Origin of the sequence: Halomonas zincidurans B6 (genome assembly GCF_000731955.1) — a bacterium.
GTDB classification, from domain to species: Bacteria; Pseudomonadota; Gammaproteobacteria; order Pseudomonadales; family Halomonadaceae; genus Modicisalibacter; species Modicisalibacter zincidurans.
Genome location: NZ_JNCK01000001.1, coordinates 2,949,858 through 2,967,360 on the forward strand (window position 1 = coordinate 2,949,858; position 17,503 = coordinate 2,967,360).

Here is a 17,503-nt window from a genome sequence, read left to right on the forward strand (position 1 = left end):
ACTACTGACGAGTCAAAAGGCCCGGCCCCAGAACGCCGCGTATTGTTTCAAAGCAGCATCGACAATGCAAGACTTGCGCGCAGCTTTTCCAGCCCCGCGGGACTTGGTACCTGCGGCGCGCCGGACAATCGCCCGGCACGCTCGGCGGCAGTCAGCGGAAAGCTTGCCTCGAGCCCCGCATAGACCATGTCGGGCCAGAGCGCATGGGGCACCCGCAGCCCCCGCGAAACGACCCGCGCGTCGCCACCGGTCATCAGCAGCGGCAGGGCGACGCCCTCACGATCGCAGACTTCGCCGTAGATGCGATTCACGGCACTGACGGCGGCCATAAAGATGCCGTGATTGACCGCCGCCGCGGTGTTTCTTCCCGGCAGCAGCAGGCTGTCGGCCTCGCTGTCCGGGTCGATCGCCACGTTGCGCGTGCCGAGCTTGAGGCTATCCTTCATCAGCCGCAGTCCGGGCACGATATAGCCTCCCAGATGACGGCCACCGGGAAGCACGAAATCGATGGTGATCGCGCTACCGCAGTCGACCGTACAACACCCCCCCGTCAGGTGGTAGCCCGCCAACGCGCCCATCCAGCGGTCGACGCCGAGCCGCTCCGGTTCTTCGTAGCCGCAACTGACGCCCAGCGCCTCGCGGGTTGAGTGGGCCACATGCACCACCCCGACCTGGCGTCGCAGCAGAGCCACGGTCTCCTCCAGGACAGCGCGCCGGGCGACGCTGGAAATCCGCACCGTGCTAACCACGTCAAGGTCGGGGATATCGGCGCCAGGTCGCCACGCTTCACGGGTCCATACCGCCCCGCGCGAGCGGATCTCGCTGCTGGCCACGTCCTTCAAGCGCCACTTGGAAAGCGTGTTGCCGATATCCAGGTCCAGGATCATGAGCGGCCCCGCACGCTGATTTCACCGCCCACGAGACGCTCCTGGCGGCCCTCGCGTCGCACACAGAGATTGCCGGCGGCATCGACCTCCTCGGCAATGGCGGCGTATCGGGCCTGCCCCTGGACCACATCGACCGTCTGCCCGGCATGCGCGTGGCGCTGATTCCAATCCTCCCGCCACACCGTGAAGCCCTCCTGCTCGAAGTCGACCAGCAGCCCCAGCAGACCCTCCAGCAGCTCGGCGGCCAGCGCATTGCGGGAAATTCCCGGCGCCTGGTCGGCGACCGCGGCAATTGGCTGGTCGACACGCGCGCGAAGCGCATCCGGCAGAAATACGTTGAGTCCGATGCCGATCACCACCTCGCAGGGGCCCTGGGCGTCGCCGCTGACCTCAAGCAGAATCCCCGCCAGCTTGCAGAGCGCCCCATCCTGCTTGAGCAGGACATCGTTGGGCCACTTGAGCGCCACCTCCAGACCATGACGCTCGAGCACCTGCGCAAGCACCACGCCGACCGCCAGGCTAAGACCTTCTAGGGCCGCCGCGCCGCCTTCGAATCGCCAGCCGATCGACAACAGCAAACTACGCCCCCATGGGCTGGCCCAGCTTCGCCCGCGCCGGCCACGCCCGGCATTCTGATTTTCCGCCAGACACACCTCGGCATGACCCGCGCCCTGGGCAAAACGCTCGCGCAGGAACTGGTTGGTCGAGGGCAGCGTCTCCTCGACGAACAGCCGCACCAGATGGCGCCGTGAGTCGCGCGGCAGCTCGGCGATGATCGCTTGACCATCAAGCAGCTCGAGTGGCCGCGAGAGTCGATAGCCGCGCCCCTTGACCGCCTCCAGCGGAATATCCAGCGCCTCCAGCTTCTTGAGCTGCTTCCAGATGGCGGTCCGCGATACGCCGAACCGTATACCGAGCTGTTCGCCGGAATGGTAGCCGCCATCGCCCAGCAGCCGGATCAGATCACCGATGGTCATGCGCATCATCCGTCGGGAAAACCGCCATTTTAGCGGAAGGCACTCACCCGCGGAAACGGCAACGGCTAAAGTGGCAGTCTCCAGGCGCAAAAAGGCGGCATTGGTTCCCCGACACCGCCACAACGATCAAGCCTCATCCGCTTGCCTGACGCGCTTTTCAGTATTCGTAAGACCAGCTCAGAGTATAGGTCCGCCCGCGCCCCTGGTAATCGTAGAGGTACTCGGGGCCGTAGCGGGGCGAGTAGAACATCGCCGCACGCTGTCCCCACACCGTCGAGGACTGCTTGTCCAGCAGGTTGCTCACGCCCAGGCTGAGGGTGCCGAAGCGAGTGTCTTCGCTCGCCGTCAGGTCGAGTGTCGTGTCCTTAGTCAACTGGAAACTGACGCTGCCCATCACGTCGACGCTGCGGTTTTCCTGGGTAGTTGCTTGGCTCTCATTTATTGTCCTCGAGTCCTATGACCGCTTGATACCTTGCTTGCAGTGCATGGTAAGGAATCGAGAACGCCATCTCAACGATAATAATTATTTTTTAGATTAGAAAATACGTATAACCGATCACACAGGACATAAAAAAAGCCCCCGGGTTATCCCGGGGGCTTTTCGTGAAGATGCCTGACGATGACCTACTCTCGCATGGGGAAGCCCCACACTACCATCGGCGCTGAGCGGTTTCACGGCTGAGTTCGGCATGGGGTCAGGTGGGACCCGCTCGCTATGGTCGTCAGGCGTAACTGTGGCACGCTGTCGTGACAACGTCCCGCTACCTGGTCTTGACACGGTGAATCAAGCTGGTTGAGGCGACTCGCGTATCCGTCGTGTGTTCTCGCCCATGGGCCGGTTCAGGCCCCTTGGGTGTTATAGGGTCAAGCCTCACGGACCATTAGTACGCGTTAGCTCAATGCGTTGCCGCACGTCCACACCGCGCCTATCAACCTCGTCGTCTTCGAGGGTCCTTCAGGGGGCGCAAGGCCCCAGGGAAGTCTCATCTTGAAGGGGGCTTCCCGCTTAGATGCTTTCAGCGGTTATCCCGTCCGCACATAGCTACCCGGCAATGCCATTGGCATGACAACCGGAACACCAGCGGTGCGTCCACTCCGGTCCTCTCGTACTAGGAGCAGCCCTTCTCAAACTTCCGACGCCCACGGCAGATAGGGACCGAACTGTCTCACGACGTTCTAAACCCAGCTCGCGTACCACTTTAAATGGCGAACAGCCATACCCTTGGGACCGACTTCAGCCCCAGGATGTGATGAGCCGACATCGAGGTGCCAAACACCGCCGTCGATGTGAACTCTTGGGCGGTATCAGCCTGTTATCCCCGGAGTACCTTTTATCCGTTGAGCGATGGCCCTTCCATGCAGAACCACCGGATCACTAGAACCTACTTTCGTATCTGCTCGACGTGTCTGTCTCGCAGTTAAGCACCCTTATGCTCTTGCACTCACTGCACGATTTCCAACCGTGCTGAGGGTACCTTCGTGCTCCTCCGTTACGCTTTGGGAGGAGACCGCCCCAGTCAAACTACCCACCACACACTGTCCTCACACCGGATCACGGTGCCAAGTTAGAACGCCAATGATGCCAGGCTGGTATTTCAAGGGTGGCTCCACCCGAACTGGCGTCCGGGTTTCCAAGCCTCCCAGCTATCCTACACAGGCAACATCAGCGTCCAGTGTGAAGCTATAGTAAAGGTTCACGGGGTCTTTCCGTCTAGCCGCGGGTACACCGCATCTTCACGGCGATTTCAATTTCACTGAGTCTCGGGTGGAGACAGCGTGGCCATCATTACGCCATTCGTGCAGGTCGGAACTTACCCGACAAGGAATTTCGCTACCTTAGGACCGTTATAGTTACGGCCGCCGTTTACCGGGGCTTCGATCAAGAGCTTCGCGCAAGCGCTAACACCATCACTTAACCTTCCGGCACCGGGCAGGCGTCACACCCTATACGTCCGCTTACGCGTTAGCAGAGTGCTGTGTTTTTAATAAACAGTTGCAGCCACCTGGACTCTGCGACCGGCCTCGGCTCCCACCGCAAGGGTGTTCACCTGACGCCGGCGTGCCTTCTCCCGAAGTTACGGCACCATTTTGCCTAGTTCCTTCACCCGAGTTCTCTCAAGCGCCTTAGGATTCTCACCCTGACCACCTGTGTCGGTTTGGGGTACGGTCTCGCGTGATCTGACGCTTAGAGGCTTTTCTTGGAAGCGTGGCATCAATGACTTCCAGACCGTAGTCTGTTCGTCTCGTGTCTCGGCATTCTCTTTGAAAGAGCGACCCGGATTTACCTGAGTCACTTGCCTACGCACTTTCACCGGGGCTACCAACGCCCGGCTCACCTAGCCTTCTTCGTCCCCCCATCGCAATCACGTGAGGTACGGGAATATTAACCCGTTTCCCATCGACTACGCCTTTCGGCCTCGCCTTAGGGGCCGACTCACTCTGCTCCGATTGACGTCGAACAGAAACCCTGGGTCTTCCGGCGGGGATGGTTTTCACATCCCTTGTCGTTACTCATGTCAGCATTCGCACTCGTGATACCTCCAGCTCGCTTCTCAACGAACCTTCATCGGCGTACACGACGCTCCTCTACCGCGAGCATGCATCCTTGATACCACTCTATCCCACCTTCCCGACTCGACGTTCGGGAGGGCTTGGACGTCGCTTCGCGACGCCCAGCGAATAGTATCAAGTGATGCATGCTCACCCGTAGCTTCGGTACCTGGTTTAGCCCCGTTACATCTTCCGCGCAGGCCGACTCGACTAGTGAGCTATTACGCTTTCTTTAAAGGATGGCTGCTTCTAAGCCAACCTCCTAGCTGTCTAAGCCTTCCCACCTCGTTTCCCACTTAACCAGGATTTCGGGACCTTAGCTGACGGTCTGGGTTGTTTCCCTTTTCACAACGGACGTTAGCACCCGCTGTGTGTCTCCCACGCTGCACTCACCGGTATTCGGAGTTTGCCTCGGTTTGGTAACCCGGGATGGGCCCCTAGCCGAAACAGTGCTCTACCCCCGGCGGTGATACGTGAGGCGCTACCTAAATAGCTTTCGAGGAGAACCAGCTATCTCCGAGCTTGATTAGCCTTTCACTCCGATCCACAGCTCATCCCAGCATTTTTCAACATACTTGGGTTCGGGCCTCCAGTTGATGTTACTCAACCTTCACCCTGGCCATGGATAGATCGCCCGGTTTCGGGTCTATATCCAGCGACTGGTCGCCCAGTTAAGACTCGGTTTCCCTACGCCTCCCCTACTCGGTTAAGCTCGCCACTGAATATAAGTCGCTGACCCATTATACAAAAGGTACGCGGTCACCCCATCACTAAGCCACCTCTGCTCGATTGGTGCGGTTGAACGTTGCAGGCAACGTTAACCGCCAAGCGGACGCCATGACAGGTCCACATCACGAAGAAGCTTAGTGATGGGGCTCCCACTGCTTGTACGCATACGGTTTCAGGATCTATTTCACTCCCCTCGCCGGGGTTCTTTTCGCCTTTCCCTCACGGTACTGGTTCACTATCGGTCAGCCAGGAGTATTTAGCCTTGGAGGATGGTCCCCCCGTCTTCAGTCAAGGTTTCTCGTGCCCCGACTTACTCGATTTCACGTCACTCGGATTTCGGCTACGGGGCTATCACCCGCTATGGCCGCGCTTCCCAACGCGTTCGCCTATCAATCATGACGCTTAAGGGCTGCTCCCCGGTCGCTCGCCGCTACTGGGGGAATCTCGGTTGATTTCTTTTCCTCGGGGTACTTAGATGTTTCAGTTCCCCCGGTTCGCCTCCCACCCCTATGGATTCAGGGTGGGATACCCAGCTTGTGCTGGGTGGGTTTCCCCATTCAGACATGCCCGGGTCACAGGTCGTTTGCCACCTCACCGAGCCTTATCGCAGGCTTCCACGTCTTTCATCGCCTCTGGCTGCCTAGGCATCCACCGTATGCGCTTAATCGCTTGACCCTATAACCCCAAGGGGTCTGGTGCGATTTCACACGACAATTGCCGGATACGCTTGAGTCGTATCTCAAATTTGTCAGCTTGATTCACATTGTTAAAGAGCAGTTAAAGCTGGAAGCTTTAAGCCCTAAGCTGTAAGTTACACCCAAAACCCAGGGCTGACTTAAAGCTCACGGCTTAATGCTTACGGCGATTTGACTGTTGGGGTCTCTTACAGCTTATAGCTTCAGGCTTAAAGCTTGAGATGGTGGAGCCTACCGGGATCGAACCGGTGACCTCCTGCGTGCAAGGCAGGCGCTCTCCCAGCTGAGCTAAGGCCCCTGAACACTAGCTTTAAGCGGTAAGCCGTAAGCTTTAAGAAACCCACCCAAGACTTCAGGGATTTTCTTACAGCTTATAGCTTCAAGCTTACAGCTTTGCTGGTGGGTCTGGGCAGACTCGAACAACCCCCGCGACCTCACCCTTCTCTTTATTCAACCCCAGGTTATTCAACCCCAGGGGGGCGCTCTAACCAACCGAGCGAGAGAATGGTGGGTCTGGGCAGACTCGAACTGCCGACCTCACCCTTATCAGGGGTGCGCTCTAACCAACTGAGCTACAGACCCAATGGTCACGCTGGGTCTCAACCCAAACAGTCGTTGCTCTGGCCGATCAGGTAATTCATTGTGAGCGCTTGACCGAACGCGATGACGCGTCGATTAAGGAGGTGATCCAGCCGCAGGTTCCCCTACGGCTACCTTGTTACGACTTCACCCCAGTCATGAACCACACCGTGGTGATCGCTCTCCCGAAGGTTAAGCTAACCACTTCTGGTGCAGTCCACTCCCATGGTGTGACGGGCGGTGTGTACAAGGCCCGGGAACGTATTCACCGTGACATTCTGATTCACGATTACTAGCGATTCCGACTTCACGGAGTCGAGTTGCAGACTCCGATCCGGACTGAGACCGGCTTTATGAGATTGGCGCCCCCTCGCGGGATGGCAACCCTTTGTACCGGCCATTGTAGCACGTGTGTAGCCCTACCCGTAAGGGCCATGATGACTTGACGTCGTCCCCACCTTCCTCCGGTTTGTCACCGGCAGTCTCCTTAGAGTTCCCGACGTTACTCGCTGGCAAATAAGGACAAGGGTTGCGCTCGTTACGGGACTTAACCCAACATTTCACAACACGAGCTGACGACAGCCATGCAGCACCTGTCTCTGCGCTCCCGAAGGCACCCCGCCGTCTCCGGTGGGTTCGCAGGATGTCAAGGGTAGGTAAGGTTCTTCGCGTTGCATCGAATTAAACCACATGCTCCACCGCTTGTGCGGGCCCCCGTCAATTCATTTGAGTTTTAACCTTGCGGCCGTACTCCCCAGGCGGTCGACTTATCGCGTTAACTGCGCCACCAAGTCCTCAAGGGACCCAACGGCTAGTCGACATCGTTTACGGCATGGACTACCAGGGTATCTAATCCTGTTTGCTACCCATGCTTTCGCACCTCAGCGTCAGTGTCAGTCCAGAAGGCCGCCTTCGCCACTGGTATTCCTCCCGATCTCTACGCATTTCACCGCTACACCGGGAATTCTACCTTCCTCTCCTGCACTCTAGCCAACCAGTTCCGGATGCCATTCCCAGGTTGAGCCCGGGGCTTTCACAACCGGCTTACTTGGCCGCCTACGCGCGCTTTACGCCCAGTAATTCCGATTAACGCTCGCACCCTCCGTATTACCGCGGCTGCTGGCACGGAGTTAGCCGGTGCTTCTTCTGTGGGTGATGTCGTCCCTGGCGGGTATTGACCGCCAGGCCTTCTTCCCCACTGAAAGTGCTTTACAACCCGAAAGCCTTCTTCACACACGCGGCATGGCTGGATCAGGCTTGCGCCCATTGTCCAATATTCCCCACTGCTGCCTCCCGTAGGAGTCCGGGCCGTGTCTCAGTCCCGGTGTGGCTGATCATCCTCTCAGACCAGCTACGGATCGTCGCCTTGGTGAGCCGTTACCTCACCAACCAGCTAATCCGACATAGGCTCATCCAATCGCGCGAGGTCCCCATTCCGAAGAACACGAAGCCCCCGCTTTCTCCCGTAGGACGTATGCGGTATTAGCCTGGGTTTCCCCAGGTTATCCCCCACGACTGGGCAGATTCCTATGCATTACTCACCCGTCCGCCGCTCGTCGGCATCCAGCAAGCTGGACCCGTTACCGCTCGACTTGCATGTGTTAAGCCTGCCGCCAGCGTTCAATCTGAGCCATGATCAAACTCTTCAGTTTAAAATCATAGATGTCCGTTAAGCGGACAAATCTTGGCTCAAGGTTCAAACGTTCTCAAAAAGATCCGAAGATCTCTGACGAGTCGCTTGCCTTGATACTTGGTGACTTGTCACCACGTATCGGACAAGCGCCCACATGAATTACCTGATCGATTGTTAAAGAGCGTCTCGCTGTGCCGTCGCACCACCGGGGTGGCTCGCCAGCGCCCTGCGAGGAAGGCGTATTCTACCGATCCGGGCCGCGCTGTCAAGCGCCGGGTCGAGCCCATCGCGCGCTCAATCCAGAGCGCCGGACCCAGCCCGAAACGCGAGGGCAGTGTAGTGTCCGTGAGCGTTTTCGGCAATCCCAATCCATTCGAACGCCTTCAAAAACCTCTCACGAAACAACCACTTGCTTCTCGAATCACCGCCCGCGACGCGGTGCGTCGTCGGCAGCGGATGCGTACTTTACGGATCGATGGTGGCGAACGCAAGCATTTTTTGCGACCAAGGTCGCAATCCGTTTCGACATGGCCGATTCACCTATACTGACAGCTGACCCAGCCATGCATGCCACGGCCAGGCCGCATATCCGCAATGCTTATCTCTCTTGCAGCCAGAGGATCTCAGTGCTCGCCGCCGGTTCGAATGTCGTCGGCGCCGCGAATTCCCTTCAGAAACGTCGCCCTGTTCAAGGCCCGCATCGTGCCGAGACTGGACTAACGGCGTTCAAACGATGTCGCGGCTCGAGGCCGCAACCAGCGAATCCGGCCCCAGCTCGGCGATGCTGCGCGCCCCCGTGAGCGTCATCGCGACCCGCATTTCCTTTTCGAACAGCTCGAGCAGATGGGCAACACCGGACTCACCAGCGGTTGCGAGCGCATAGATGAAAGCACGCCCCAGCAATACGGTATCGGCGCCCAGGGCGATCATCCGCACAACGTCGAGTCCATTGCGCACGCCGGAATCGGCCAGAATGGTCAGCTCACCCTTGACCGCATCAGCGATGGCCGGCAAGGCGCGCGCGCTGGAAAGAACCCCGTCAAGCTGGCGGCCGCCATGATTGGAAACGACGATGCCATCCGCGCCGAAGCGCACGGCATCACGGGCGTCCTCGGGATCGAGTATCCCCTTGATGATCATCGGGCCGTCCCAGAATTCGCGAATCCACTCCAGATCCTTCCAGGAGATGGCCGGATCGAAATTCTGGCCGAGCCAGGCGATGTAGTCCTCGAGCTCCGTCGGTTGGCCACGATAAGCCGAGACGTTGCCGAGGTCATGCGGGCGGCCATGAATGCCCACATCCCAGGCCCAGAAAGGATGCGTCACGGCCTGAAGCATTCGCCGAATCGCCGCGTGCTTGCCGCTCATGCCGGAATGGGCATCGCGATAACGCGCCCCCGGCACCGGCATGTCGACCGTGAAGACGAGCGTCTTGACGCCGGCGGCCTTGGCTCGCTCCAAGACATGCTGCATGAACCCCCTGTCCTTCAGCACATAGAGCTGGAACCAGATCGGACGATCGACTGCCGAGGCCACCTCGTCGATGGCGCATACCGAGACCGTCGACAGCGTGAACGGCACGCCTTTGCTTGCCGCGGCCCGCGCCGCCTGCACTTCGCCCCGACGGGCGTACATGCCCGCCAGTCCCACCGGCGCCAGAGCAACGGGCATGGCCAGGGTCTCACCGAACAGCTCGGTCTCCAGCGACAGGGAGGACATGTCCTTCAGTACACGCTGGCGCAACGCGATACCGGCGAGATCCTCGACATTACGTTGCAGCGTATACTCGGCGTAAGCGCCCCCGTCGGCATAGTGAAAAAGAAACGGCGGGATGCGGCGCCTGGCGGCTTGGCGGTAGTCCGTGGACGCTGAAATGATCATGGCGAGCCCTGTGCAGTGGATGCGCTATCGATGAGTGGCACCGCAGAATTCATGGCGGCCGAGAGAGTACCCATCTCATCCGGATAATTGGTAATACCAATTTACAATTGGCTTTAACAGCACCTTATGGTCAAGTCCTTGAAAGAGTCAACCAGTGCCGTCGTGACGGGGATGGCGCTTATACTCTGGTGGCGCATAACTAATCGCCCTCAACGAGCCAGGCGGCGGCCAAGCCATTCTAACCGCACGGTCGAGATGATCTTCTGAGATAATTTTCCGGGCCTTTACCTGCGGGCCATCAATCATCAATCACGAGAGCAGCGCATGGTCTATCAGCCGGTTCGCCAGCCACGCATCGCCGATGTCATCACCGAGCGTCTGGAATCGATGATTCTCGAAGGCAGCCTCGCACCGGGGCAACGCCTGCCCCCGGAGCGCGAGCTCGCCGAGCGCTTCGGCGTGTCGCGGCCCTCGCTGCGTGAGGCGATCCAGAAACTCGCCGCCCGCGGCCTGCTTAACAGTCGCCAGGGCGGCGGCACCTTCGTCAACGACGAGCTGAAGAGCGGCTATAGCGACCCTCTGCTTGAAATGCTCTCGCGGCATGATGAATTTCACCTCGACCTGCTCGAGTTCCGCGACGCCCTCGAAGGGCTCTCCGCCTACTATGCCGCGTTGCGCTCGACCCCCGCCGACAAGCGGTTGCTCAAGCGACGCTTCACGGAGCTCGAGACCTGCTACGCCGAGCCGACGCTGCAGGACGACCCGTACCGCGAAGCCAAGGCCGACGCCGCCTTCCACCTGGCGATCGCCGAGTCCGGTCACAACGTGCTGTTGCTGCACACCATCCGCGGCATCTTTCACCTGCTGGAGAAGAGCATCGCCTCGAGCCTCGTTCACCTGTTCGAGCGCCCCGGCTCGCGCGAGCAATTGATGAACCAGCACCGCGCGCTGCTCGAGGCGATTCTCGAAGGCCGTGCCGAGGAGGCACAGGCGCGGGCGCACGAACACCTGGCCTTCGTCGAGCAGGGCCTTTACGAGCTGGAGCGTGCCGAAACCCGGGCCCAGCGCGCCCTGCGCCGCAGCCACGCCCTGCCCGAGCGCAGCGAATGAGGACCATCTGACGATGCAGACGACCCGGCTTCCCGCACACTGGCGTCGCCTGCTACTGCTGCTGGTACCGCTGGGCCTGGCACTGTGCATCTGGCAGGCCATCCAGTTAGCCCGTGACCAGGCTCTCGATTCGCTCTACAACGAAGCCAAGAACGAACTGCGGCTGTCCGCCGCGGGCGTCTCGGCCTACCTGTCGCGCCACGACTACCTGCCGCGCCTGCTGGCCAGTCGCGAAGCGGTCGGCCGGGCGCTGGCCAACCCCGACGATGCGCAGATCGTCAACCGGCTCAACCGTATTCTCGACAAATTCCGCGCCATCAGTGACGTCTCCGACATCTACCTGCTCGACCGCCAGGGCACCACCCTGGCGGCCAGCAACTGGGCGCTACCGTATAGCTTCATCGGCCAGAACTACGGGTTCCGGCCCTATTTCAAGGACGCCATTCAAGGTCGCATGGGTCACTTCTACGGTCTGGGTACTCAATCGGGCGAGCGCGGCTATTACTTCTCCGCACCGGTGTGGTCCGAGAAATCCGGGCAGGCGCGTGTCGCCGGGGTGATGGTGGTCAAGGTGTTGATCGCCCCGCTCGAGGCCAACTGGACCGGCCAGAACGGCGAGTTGCTGATCAGCGATGGCAACGGCGTGGTGTTCATGGCCAGCCAGCCGGAGCTACGCCTGATGAGCCTCGCGCCGCTGGATCCCGAAGTACGCGTGCGCCTGCGCGAGACTCGCCGCTACGACGGCGCCCGACTGCTCCCGCTCCCCCTCGACCGACTCAGCGCGCGGCCCGACGGCTCGCAACTCGTGCGCTTCGAAGCCGGTCCGCTGGCCGGCCGCGGCTTCCTCTCGGTGAGCCGTACCTTGCCCAAACAAAACTGGCAGATATACAGGCTCAAGCCCCTCGACTCGCTGAAAAGTGCCCAATGGCAGGCCGGCTTCCTCGCGGCGGGGCTGTACGGTGTGGTGGTGCTGGGTGGCGGCATCGGCTGGCAGCGCTATCGGCTACGTCGCGAGCGCGAGCTGTTCGCCAACCGCGAACGGCGCACCCTGGCCGAAGGCCAGGCCCGGGTGCGCGGGATCATCGACCGGACCCGCGCCGGCCTGCTGGTGCTCGACGAACGCGAGGCGTTGACCTACCTCAACCCCACCGCCCAGGCGCTGTTCGGCCACACCCCGGCGGCGGTCGAAGGGCGCCGGCTCACCGAACTGCTGAGCCCCGCCGATGCGCGTCGCATCGATGCCCTGCGTCGCGATGCCAGGCATCGCTCGACCGCCGGCAGCCCGGCGGTCGAGGTCGTGGCCTTGCGCCCGGGTGGCCAGCGCGTGCCGCTGGAGCTGACCGTCGGGGCGCTGGTCAGCCCCCACGGCCAGCGCTGGCTGGCCACGGTGTTCGACATCAGCGAGCGCAAGGCTCAGGAGCAGGCACTGGCGCGGGCACGCGACCAGCTCGAACAGCGCGTCGCCGAGCGCACCCGCGACCTGCTCGATTCCAACCGGCGGCTCTCCGCGGAGATCGATGAGCGCCGCCGCGCCGAGACCGACCTGCGCCAGACCCAGGACGAACTGGTCCAGGCCGCCAAGCTGGCGGTGCTCGGCCAGATGGCAGCCGGCATCAATCACGAGCTCAACCAGCCGTTGGCGGCGATCCGCGCCTACGCCGAGAACGCCCGTGCCTTCATCGCCCGCGGCCGCGAGGATGCCGCCGACGCCAATCTTCAGCAGATCGTCGAGCTCACCGCGCGCATGGCCGAGATCAGCGCCCAGCTCAAGCAGTTCTCGCGCAAGAGCGGCGACAGCCTGGCCGCGGTCTCGGTCCAGGCCGGCTTCGGTTATGCCCTGCGCCTGTACCGGGCACGACTGCTCAGTGCCGGCGTCTCGATCGTCCGCGACTGGCCCGCCGACGAGGTGTGGGTACATGCCGATCCGGTACGTCTCGAGCAGGTATTGGTCAACCTGATCGGCAACGCCCTGCAGGCGATGACCGACACGTCCGATCCACGCCTGGAACTGAGTATCGCCACTGTCACCGGGCATGTGCGCATCGGCGTCAGGGACAGCGGCCCGGGAATCGCCGAAGCGCACCTGGGCCGCGTCTTCGAGCCCTTCTTCACCACCAAGCCGGTCGGCAAGGGACTGGGCCTGGGCTTGTCGATCTCGGCGCGCATCGTCGAGGATCTCGGCGGCCGGCTCGAGGCCTGCAATGCCGCTGCCGGCGGCGCGCTGTTCACCATCGACCTGCCGGCCGGCGAAGTGGCCCCGGCGACGCCCCGTCATCACACGCAAGAGGATCACCATGCATGAGTCCGAGGCCACACCGGTACTGATCGTCGACGACGAAGAGCACCTGCGCATCACCGCCGGCCAGACCCTCGAACTGGCCGGCTATCGGCCGCAGACGCCGAGCAATGCCGAAGCCGCTCTGGCCGCGCTGAGCGCTGATTATCCCGGAGTGCTGGTCAGCGACATCCGCATGCCGGGCATGGACGGCCTGGCGCTGCTACGCGAGGTGCGCCGCCGCGACCCCGACCTGCCGGTGATCCTGATCACCGGCCACGGCGATATTTCCACGGCCGTGGAGGCGATGCGCGAAGGCGCCTGGGATTTTCTGGAGAAGCCATTCGCCGGCGAGCGCCTCACCGACGTGGTACGCCGCGCCGTGGAGAAGCGTCGACTGAGTCTCGAGAACCGCCGCCTCAAGGCCGAGCTCGACGCCCAGCGTGCCGCACCGGGGCCGCGCATCATCGGGCGCACGCCGGCCATGCAGCAACTTTCGGCGATGCTGCAGCGCGTCAGCCAAGTGGAGGCCGATGTGTTGCTGTTCGGCGAAACCGGGGTGGGCAAGGACCTGGTGGCCCGCGCGCTGCACGAGCGCAGCGCACGCAGCGGCCATCCCTTCGTCGCCATCAACTGCGGCGCGATGCCCGAGAGCATCATCGAATCGGAGCTGTTCGGGCATGAAAAGGGCGCCTTCACCGGCGCCGTCGAGCGGCGCATCGGCAAGTTCGAGTACGCCAATGGCGGCAGCGTGTTCCTCGACGAGATCGAATCGATGCCACTGGCGCTGCAGGTCAGGCTGCTGCGGGTACTCCAGGAGCGCTCGATCGAGCGTCTGGGCTCCAACCAGTCGGTGGCGCTGGATATCCGGATCATCGCCGCGACCAAGACCGATCTGAAGCTCGCCGCCGAACGCGGCGAGTTCCGTGAGGATCTGTATTACCGGCTCAACGTGGTGACCGTGCCGATCCCGCCGCTGCGCGAGCGCCGCGAGGACCTGCCGCTGCTGTTCCAGCATTTCGCGGTGGTCGCTGCCAACCGCAGCGGACTCGAGGCGCCGCCGCTCGACGCCGCCGGGGTCTCGGTGCTGATGGCCCACGACTGGCCCGGCAACGTGCGCGAGCTGCGCAATCTCGCCGAGCGCTTCGTGCTGCTCGGCGCGACCTACGATTATCGCCTCGAGCGGCTGGTCGAGGGCGGCGACAGCGGTAGTGGCGAGATGACCCTGCCGCAGCAGGTCGAGCTGTTCGAGAAGAGCCTGATCAGCCAGTCGCTGGCCAATCACGGCGGACGTGTCAACGAGGTCTGCGAGCACCTCGGACTGCCGCGCAAGACCTGCTACGACAAGCTCAAGAAATACGACCTGCGCGCCGAGGACTACCGCCTGCGCCACGCCGGCGACTAGGAGGGGGGATGGGCGCCCTAGCGCCACAGCCGTGCGCCCTGGCTGACCAGCTCGGCGAGCGCCTGCCAGGGCGGCAGCCAGGGCGCCAGCCCCGCCGCCAGCATCAGCATGACCAGCGAATTGCCCGGCTCGCGATAGTCGAACAGCTTGAGCGCGGTGCCGAACGAGCGCTTGAGCCGCGAACCGGCCAGATCGACGCTGTAGACCTCGTCAAGCAGCAGGTGGATCACCCCGCCGAACGTCAGCGCCAGCCCCTGCGACCAGGCTTGCCAAGCCTCCTGCGCCAGCCATTGATAACTCAGCGCGGTGACGCCGAGCCCGCACAGCCCGGTCGCCAGTAGCGAATGCCAGATGCCGCGATGCACGGTGAAGCGCCGAAACACCGCGCCGACGCCGAAGCGCACGCCGAGATACAGCCCGCCGCAGGAAACCAGCAGCCCGGCCGGGCTGAGCCGCGACTGTAGCCACAGCGCGCCGGCGACCACCGCCAGCAGTGCGAACAGGTTGAAGATCAGCCGAATGGAATGGGACTGGTCGGAGTCGATGTCCGGCAGGATGCCGCCGAAGGCGGTCAGCGCGGCCAGCGACGCGCCGTCGGCCGGCGACCACAGGGCGGCCTGCCAGCCACTCACGGCGAGCAATGCGCCGCCGGAAACGGCGACACTCAGATGGGTACGGAAGTCGGCCACGCAACGCCTGCCAGAAAGGCTGGATATAAATCCAGATTATCCCCAGCGTAGTCCTGAAAAACAATCACTTGCCGCGATCTTATGCGCCTTCGGCCAGGTACTGATCCTTGAGCTTGACGTAATTGCCGGCGGTATAGCCAAAGAATGCCCGTTCGCTGTCCTTGAGCGGGCGCAGCGGCTTGGCCGGGTTGCCGGCGTAGACGTGGCCGCTCTCGAGCCGCTTGCCCGGCGCGACCAGCGCGCCGGCGGCGATGATCACCTCGTCCCCGACCACCGCGCCGTCCATCACCGTCGCCCCCATGCCCACCAGCACCCGGTCGCCCAGCGTGCAGCCATGCAGGGTCGCCTTGTGGCCGATGGTCACGTCATCGCCGATGGTCAACGGATGGCCGCCGGGATTGAAGTCGCTGGCATGGGTGATGTGCAGCACGCTGCCGTCCTGCACACTGGTGCGCGCACCGATGCGAATGCGGTGCATGTCGCCGCGAATTACCGCCATCGGCCAAACCGAGCAGTCGTCACCGAGCACCACATCGCCCAGCACCACGCAGGCCGGGTCGATGTAGACGCGCTCGCCGAGTCGCGGCGTATGGCCTTGGAAGGTTCGTAGGGTCATTGCATTCTCCTCGGCGGTCGGCCCATCATAGCCTATCGCTTATCGCCGCCCGTTGCAGCGGGCTCACCAGATCCCCGAGACCAATACCCCCACGACCAGCGGGATCGACACGAAACGCACCAGCCTCTGCCAGCTGCGAAAACCTGCCGGCCCGGTGCCCAGCGCCAGCTCGGCGGTGTCGCGCGGCATCACCCAGGCGGCGAAGATCGCGATCAGCAGGCCGCCGATGGGCAGGAACAGGTCAGTGGGCACGGTGGTCACCAGATCGAAGAAGTTCATGTCACCGAGCCAGTGCACCTCGGCCATCGACGAGAACGAGAACACCGACAGCAGGCCTACCGCCCACACCGCAACGCCCACGCAGGCCGCCGCGCGGCCGCGCTTGAGCCCCCAGCCCTGCAGGGTGGCGACCATCGGCTCGGCGAGGTTGATCGACGAGGTCCAGGTCGCCAGCAGCAGCAGCAGGAAGAACACCCCCAGCCACAGCGAGCCGCCGGGCAGCTCGGCGAAGGCGATCGGCAGGGTGACGAACATCAGCCCCGGCCCTTCGCCCGGATCCAGGCCCTGCGAGAACACCACCGAGAAGATCGCGATCCCCGACAGCAGCGCCACCGCCACGTCGAGCACCGCGACGGCGCCGACCGCCCGCGGCAGGCTCTGGTCGTCGGGCATGTAGGCCCCGTAGGCCATCAACGCGCAGGCGCCCACCGCCAGGGTGAAGAAGGCGTGGCCCATGGCGTTGAGCATCACCGACACGCTCAGCGCCGCGAGATCGGGGGTGAACAGCCAGGCCATCGCCGTGCCGAAGCCATCGGTGGTGGTGGCATAGCCGGCCAGCACGATCAGCAGCAGGTAGAGCAGCGGCATCAGCAGATTGTTGAGCTTCTCGAGACCGCCGGAGATGCCCGCCGCGACCACCGACATGGTCAGCAGCATGAACAGCGTATGGTTGAAGGTCATGCGCAGCGGATCGGCGAGGAACGCGTTGAAGTTGGCGCCCACCGCTTGCGGCGCCATGCCGGCGAAATCGCCGTTGACCGACTCGACCAGGTACTCGATCGACCAGCCCGAGACCACCGAGTAGAACGACAGGATGAAGAACACCGTGATCACGCCGAACAGGCCCAGCCAGCGCCAGTGCGGCGAAGCCCCGGCCTGGCGCGCCAGGTGGCCCAGCGAGCGCATCGGACTGCGCCGCCCGGCACGTCCGATGAGGATCTCGGCGATCATCACCGGCAGTCCCAGCAGCACGACGAAGACCACGTACAGCAACAAAAACGCCGCGCCGCCGTTCTCGCCGGTCATGTAGGGAAAGCGCCAGATGTTGCCCAGGCCCACGGCGGCCCCGGTGACCGCGAGTATGAATGCACGTCGCGAGCTCCAGCGTTCCAGCGTTTCGTTCATGATCCCCTGTCCTTTATGGCGCCCTGCGCGAAAGGCGCAAGCCTAGCAGGCCGACCGGCGACCGCCAATGGCG

At 62.5% G+C, this 17,503-nt stretch carries 10 protein-coding genes, 2 tRNA genes and 3 rRNA genes; 3 read left to right on the forward strand and 12 right to left on the reverse strand.

Features of this window, described 5'->3' with window-relative positions; translation table 11 throughout:
• Window positions 1-47 precede the first annotated feature (47 nt).
• The 9 genes from HALZIN_RS0113850 to lldD form a co-directional block, all read right to left on the reverse strand.
• The gene (locus tag HALZIN_RS0113850) at window positions 48-887 is read right to left on the reverse strand and encodes a type III pantothenate kinase (protein ID WP_031384793.1); all 840 of its coding nucleotides are present in this window, start codon (window positions 885-887) and stop codon (window positions 48-50) included.
• Window positions 884-1,864, reverse strand: a complete 981-nt coding sequence (locus HALZIN_RS0113855; RefSeq protein ID WP_031384794.1) for a biotin--[acetyl-CoA-carboxylase] ligase — start codon at window positions 1,862-1,864, stop codon at window positions 884-886. The genes HALZIN_RS0113850 and HALZIN_RS0113855 overlap by 4 nt, the downstream gene beginning before the upstream one ends.
• Before the next feature lie 157 nt (window positions 1,865-2,021).
• On the reverse strand, window positions 2,022-2,237 hold the full coding sequence (locus HALZIN_RS0113860; RefSeq protein ID WP_236254993.1) for a TonB-dependent receptor: 216 nt from the start codon (window positions 2,235-2,237) through the stop codon (window positions 2,022-2,024).
• Between the two features lie 238 nt (window positions 2,238-2,475).
• Window positions 2,476-2,591: ribosomal RNA gene (gene rrf / locus HALZIN_RS0113865) — 5S ribosomal RNA — on the reverse strand.
• Window positions 2,592-2,724: 133 nt separating this feature from the next.
• Window positions 2,725-5,818 (reverse strand): 23S ribosomal RNA (locus HALZIN_RS0113870).
• 242 nt (window positions 5,819-6,060) lie between these two features.
• Window positions 6,061-6,136, reverse strand: a tRNA-Ala gene (locus HALZIN_RS0113875).
• Window positions 6,137-6,343: 207 nt separating this feature from the next.
• Window positions 6,344-6,420: transfer RNA gene (locus HALZIN_RS0113880), tRNA-Ile, on the reverse strand.
• 94 nt (window positions 6,421-6,514) lie between these two features.
• Window positions 6,515-8,069: ribosomal RNA gene (locus tag HALZIN_RS0113885) — 16S ribosomal RNA — on the reverse strand.
• The 16S, 23S and 5S rRNA genes sit together here with 2 tRNA genes alongside, the layout of an rRNA operon.
• Before the next feature lie 707 nt (window positions 8,070-8,776).
• Window positions 8,777-9,931 carry an FMN-dependent L-lactate dehydrogenase LldD gene (lldD, locus tag HALZIN_RS0113890; RefSeq protein ID WP_031384796.1) on the reverse strand — a complete coding sequence of 385 codons (1,155 nt, stop codon included), beginning with the start codon at window positions 9,929-9,931 and terminating at the stop codon, window positions 8,777-8,779.
• Between the two features lie 324 nt (window positions 9,932-10,255).
• Here lldD and HALZIN_RS0113895 point away from each other — a divergent pair, with 324 nt between their 5' ends.
• From HALZIN_RS0113895 to HALZIN_RS0113910, 3 genes are read left to right on the forward strand one after another with little or no spacing between them, the layout of a single operon-like run.
• Window positions 10,256-11,041, forward strand: a complete 786-nt coding sequence (locus HALZIN_RS0113895) for a GntR family transcriptional regulator (RefSeq protein ID WP_031384797.1) — start codon at window positions 10,256-10,258, stop codon at window positions 11,039-11,041.
• A 13-nt stretch (window positions 11,042-11,054) separates the two neighbouring features.
• Complete coding sequence (locus HALZIN_RS17615; RefSeq protein ID WP_084173598.1) at window positions 11,055-13,343, forward strand: ATP-binding protein; 2,289 nt, start codon at window positions 11,055-11,057, stop codon at window positions 13,341-13,343.
• Window positions 13,336-14,721 carry a sigma-54-dependent transcriptional regulator gene (locus HALZIN_RS0113910; protein ID WP_031384798.1) on the forward strand — a complete coding sequence of 462 codons (1,386 nt, stop codon included), beginning with the start codon at window positions 13,336-13,338 and terminating at the stop codon, window positions 14,719-14,721. The genes HALZIN_RS17615 and HALZIN_RS0113910 overlap by 8 nt, the downstream gene beginning before the upstream one ends.
• A 17-nt stretch (window positions 14,722-14,738) precedes the next feature.
• Here the strand turns inward: HALZIN_RS0113910 and HALZIN_RS0113915 are convergent, their stop codons facing one another.
• The 3 genes from HALZIN_RS0113915 to HALZIN_RS0113925 all read right to left on the reverse strand — a co-directional run bounded on the left by HALZIN_RS0113915 (window position 14,739) and on the right by HALZIN_RS0113925 (window position 17,430).
• The gene (locus HALZIN_RS0113915) at window positions 14,739-15,410 is read right to left on the reverse strand and encodes a metal-dependent hydrolase (protein ID WP_031384799.1); all 672 of its coding nucleotides are present in this window, start codon (window positions 15,408-15,410) and stop codon (window positions 14,739-14,741) included.
• 79 nt (window positions 15,411-15,489) lie between these two features.
• Window positions 15,490-16,026, reverse strand: coding sequence for a gamma carbonic anhydrase family protein (locus tag HALZIN_RS0113920; protein WP_031384800.1), 537 nt, complete (start codon window positions 16,024-16,026; stop codon window positions 15,490-15,492).
• Between the two features lie 63 nt (window positions 16,027-16,089).
• On the reverse strand, window positions 16,090-17,430 hold the full coding sequence (locus HALZIN_RS0113925; protein WP_031384801.1) for a sodium-dependent transporter: 1,341 nt from the start codon (window positions 17,428-17,430) through the stop codon (window positions 16,090-16,092).
• Window positions 17,431-17,503: the final 73 nt, after the last annotated feature.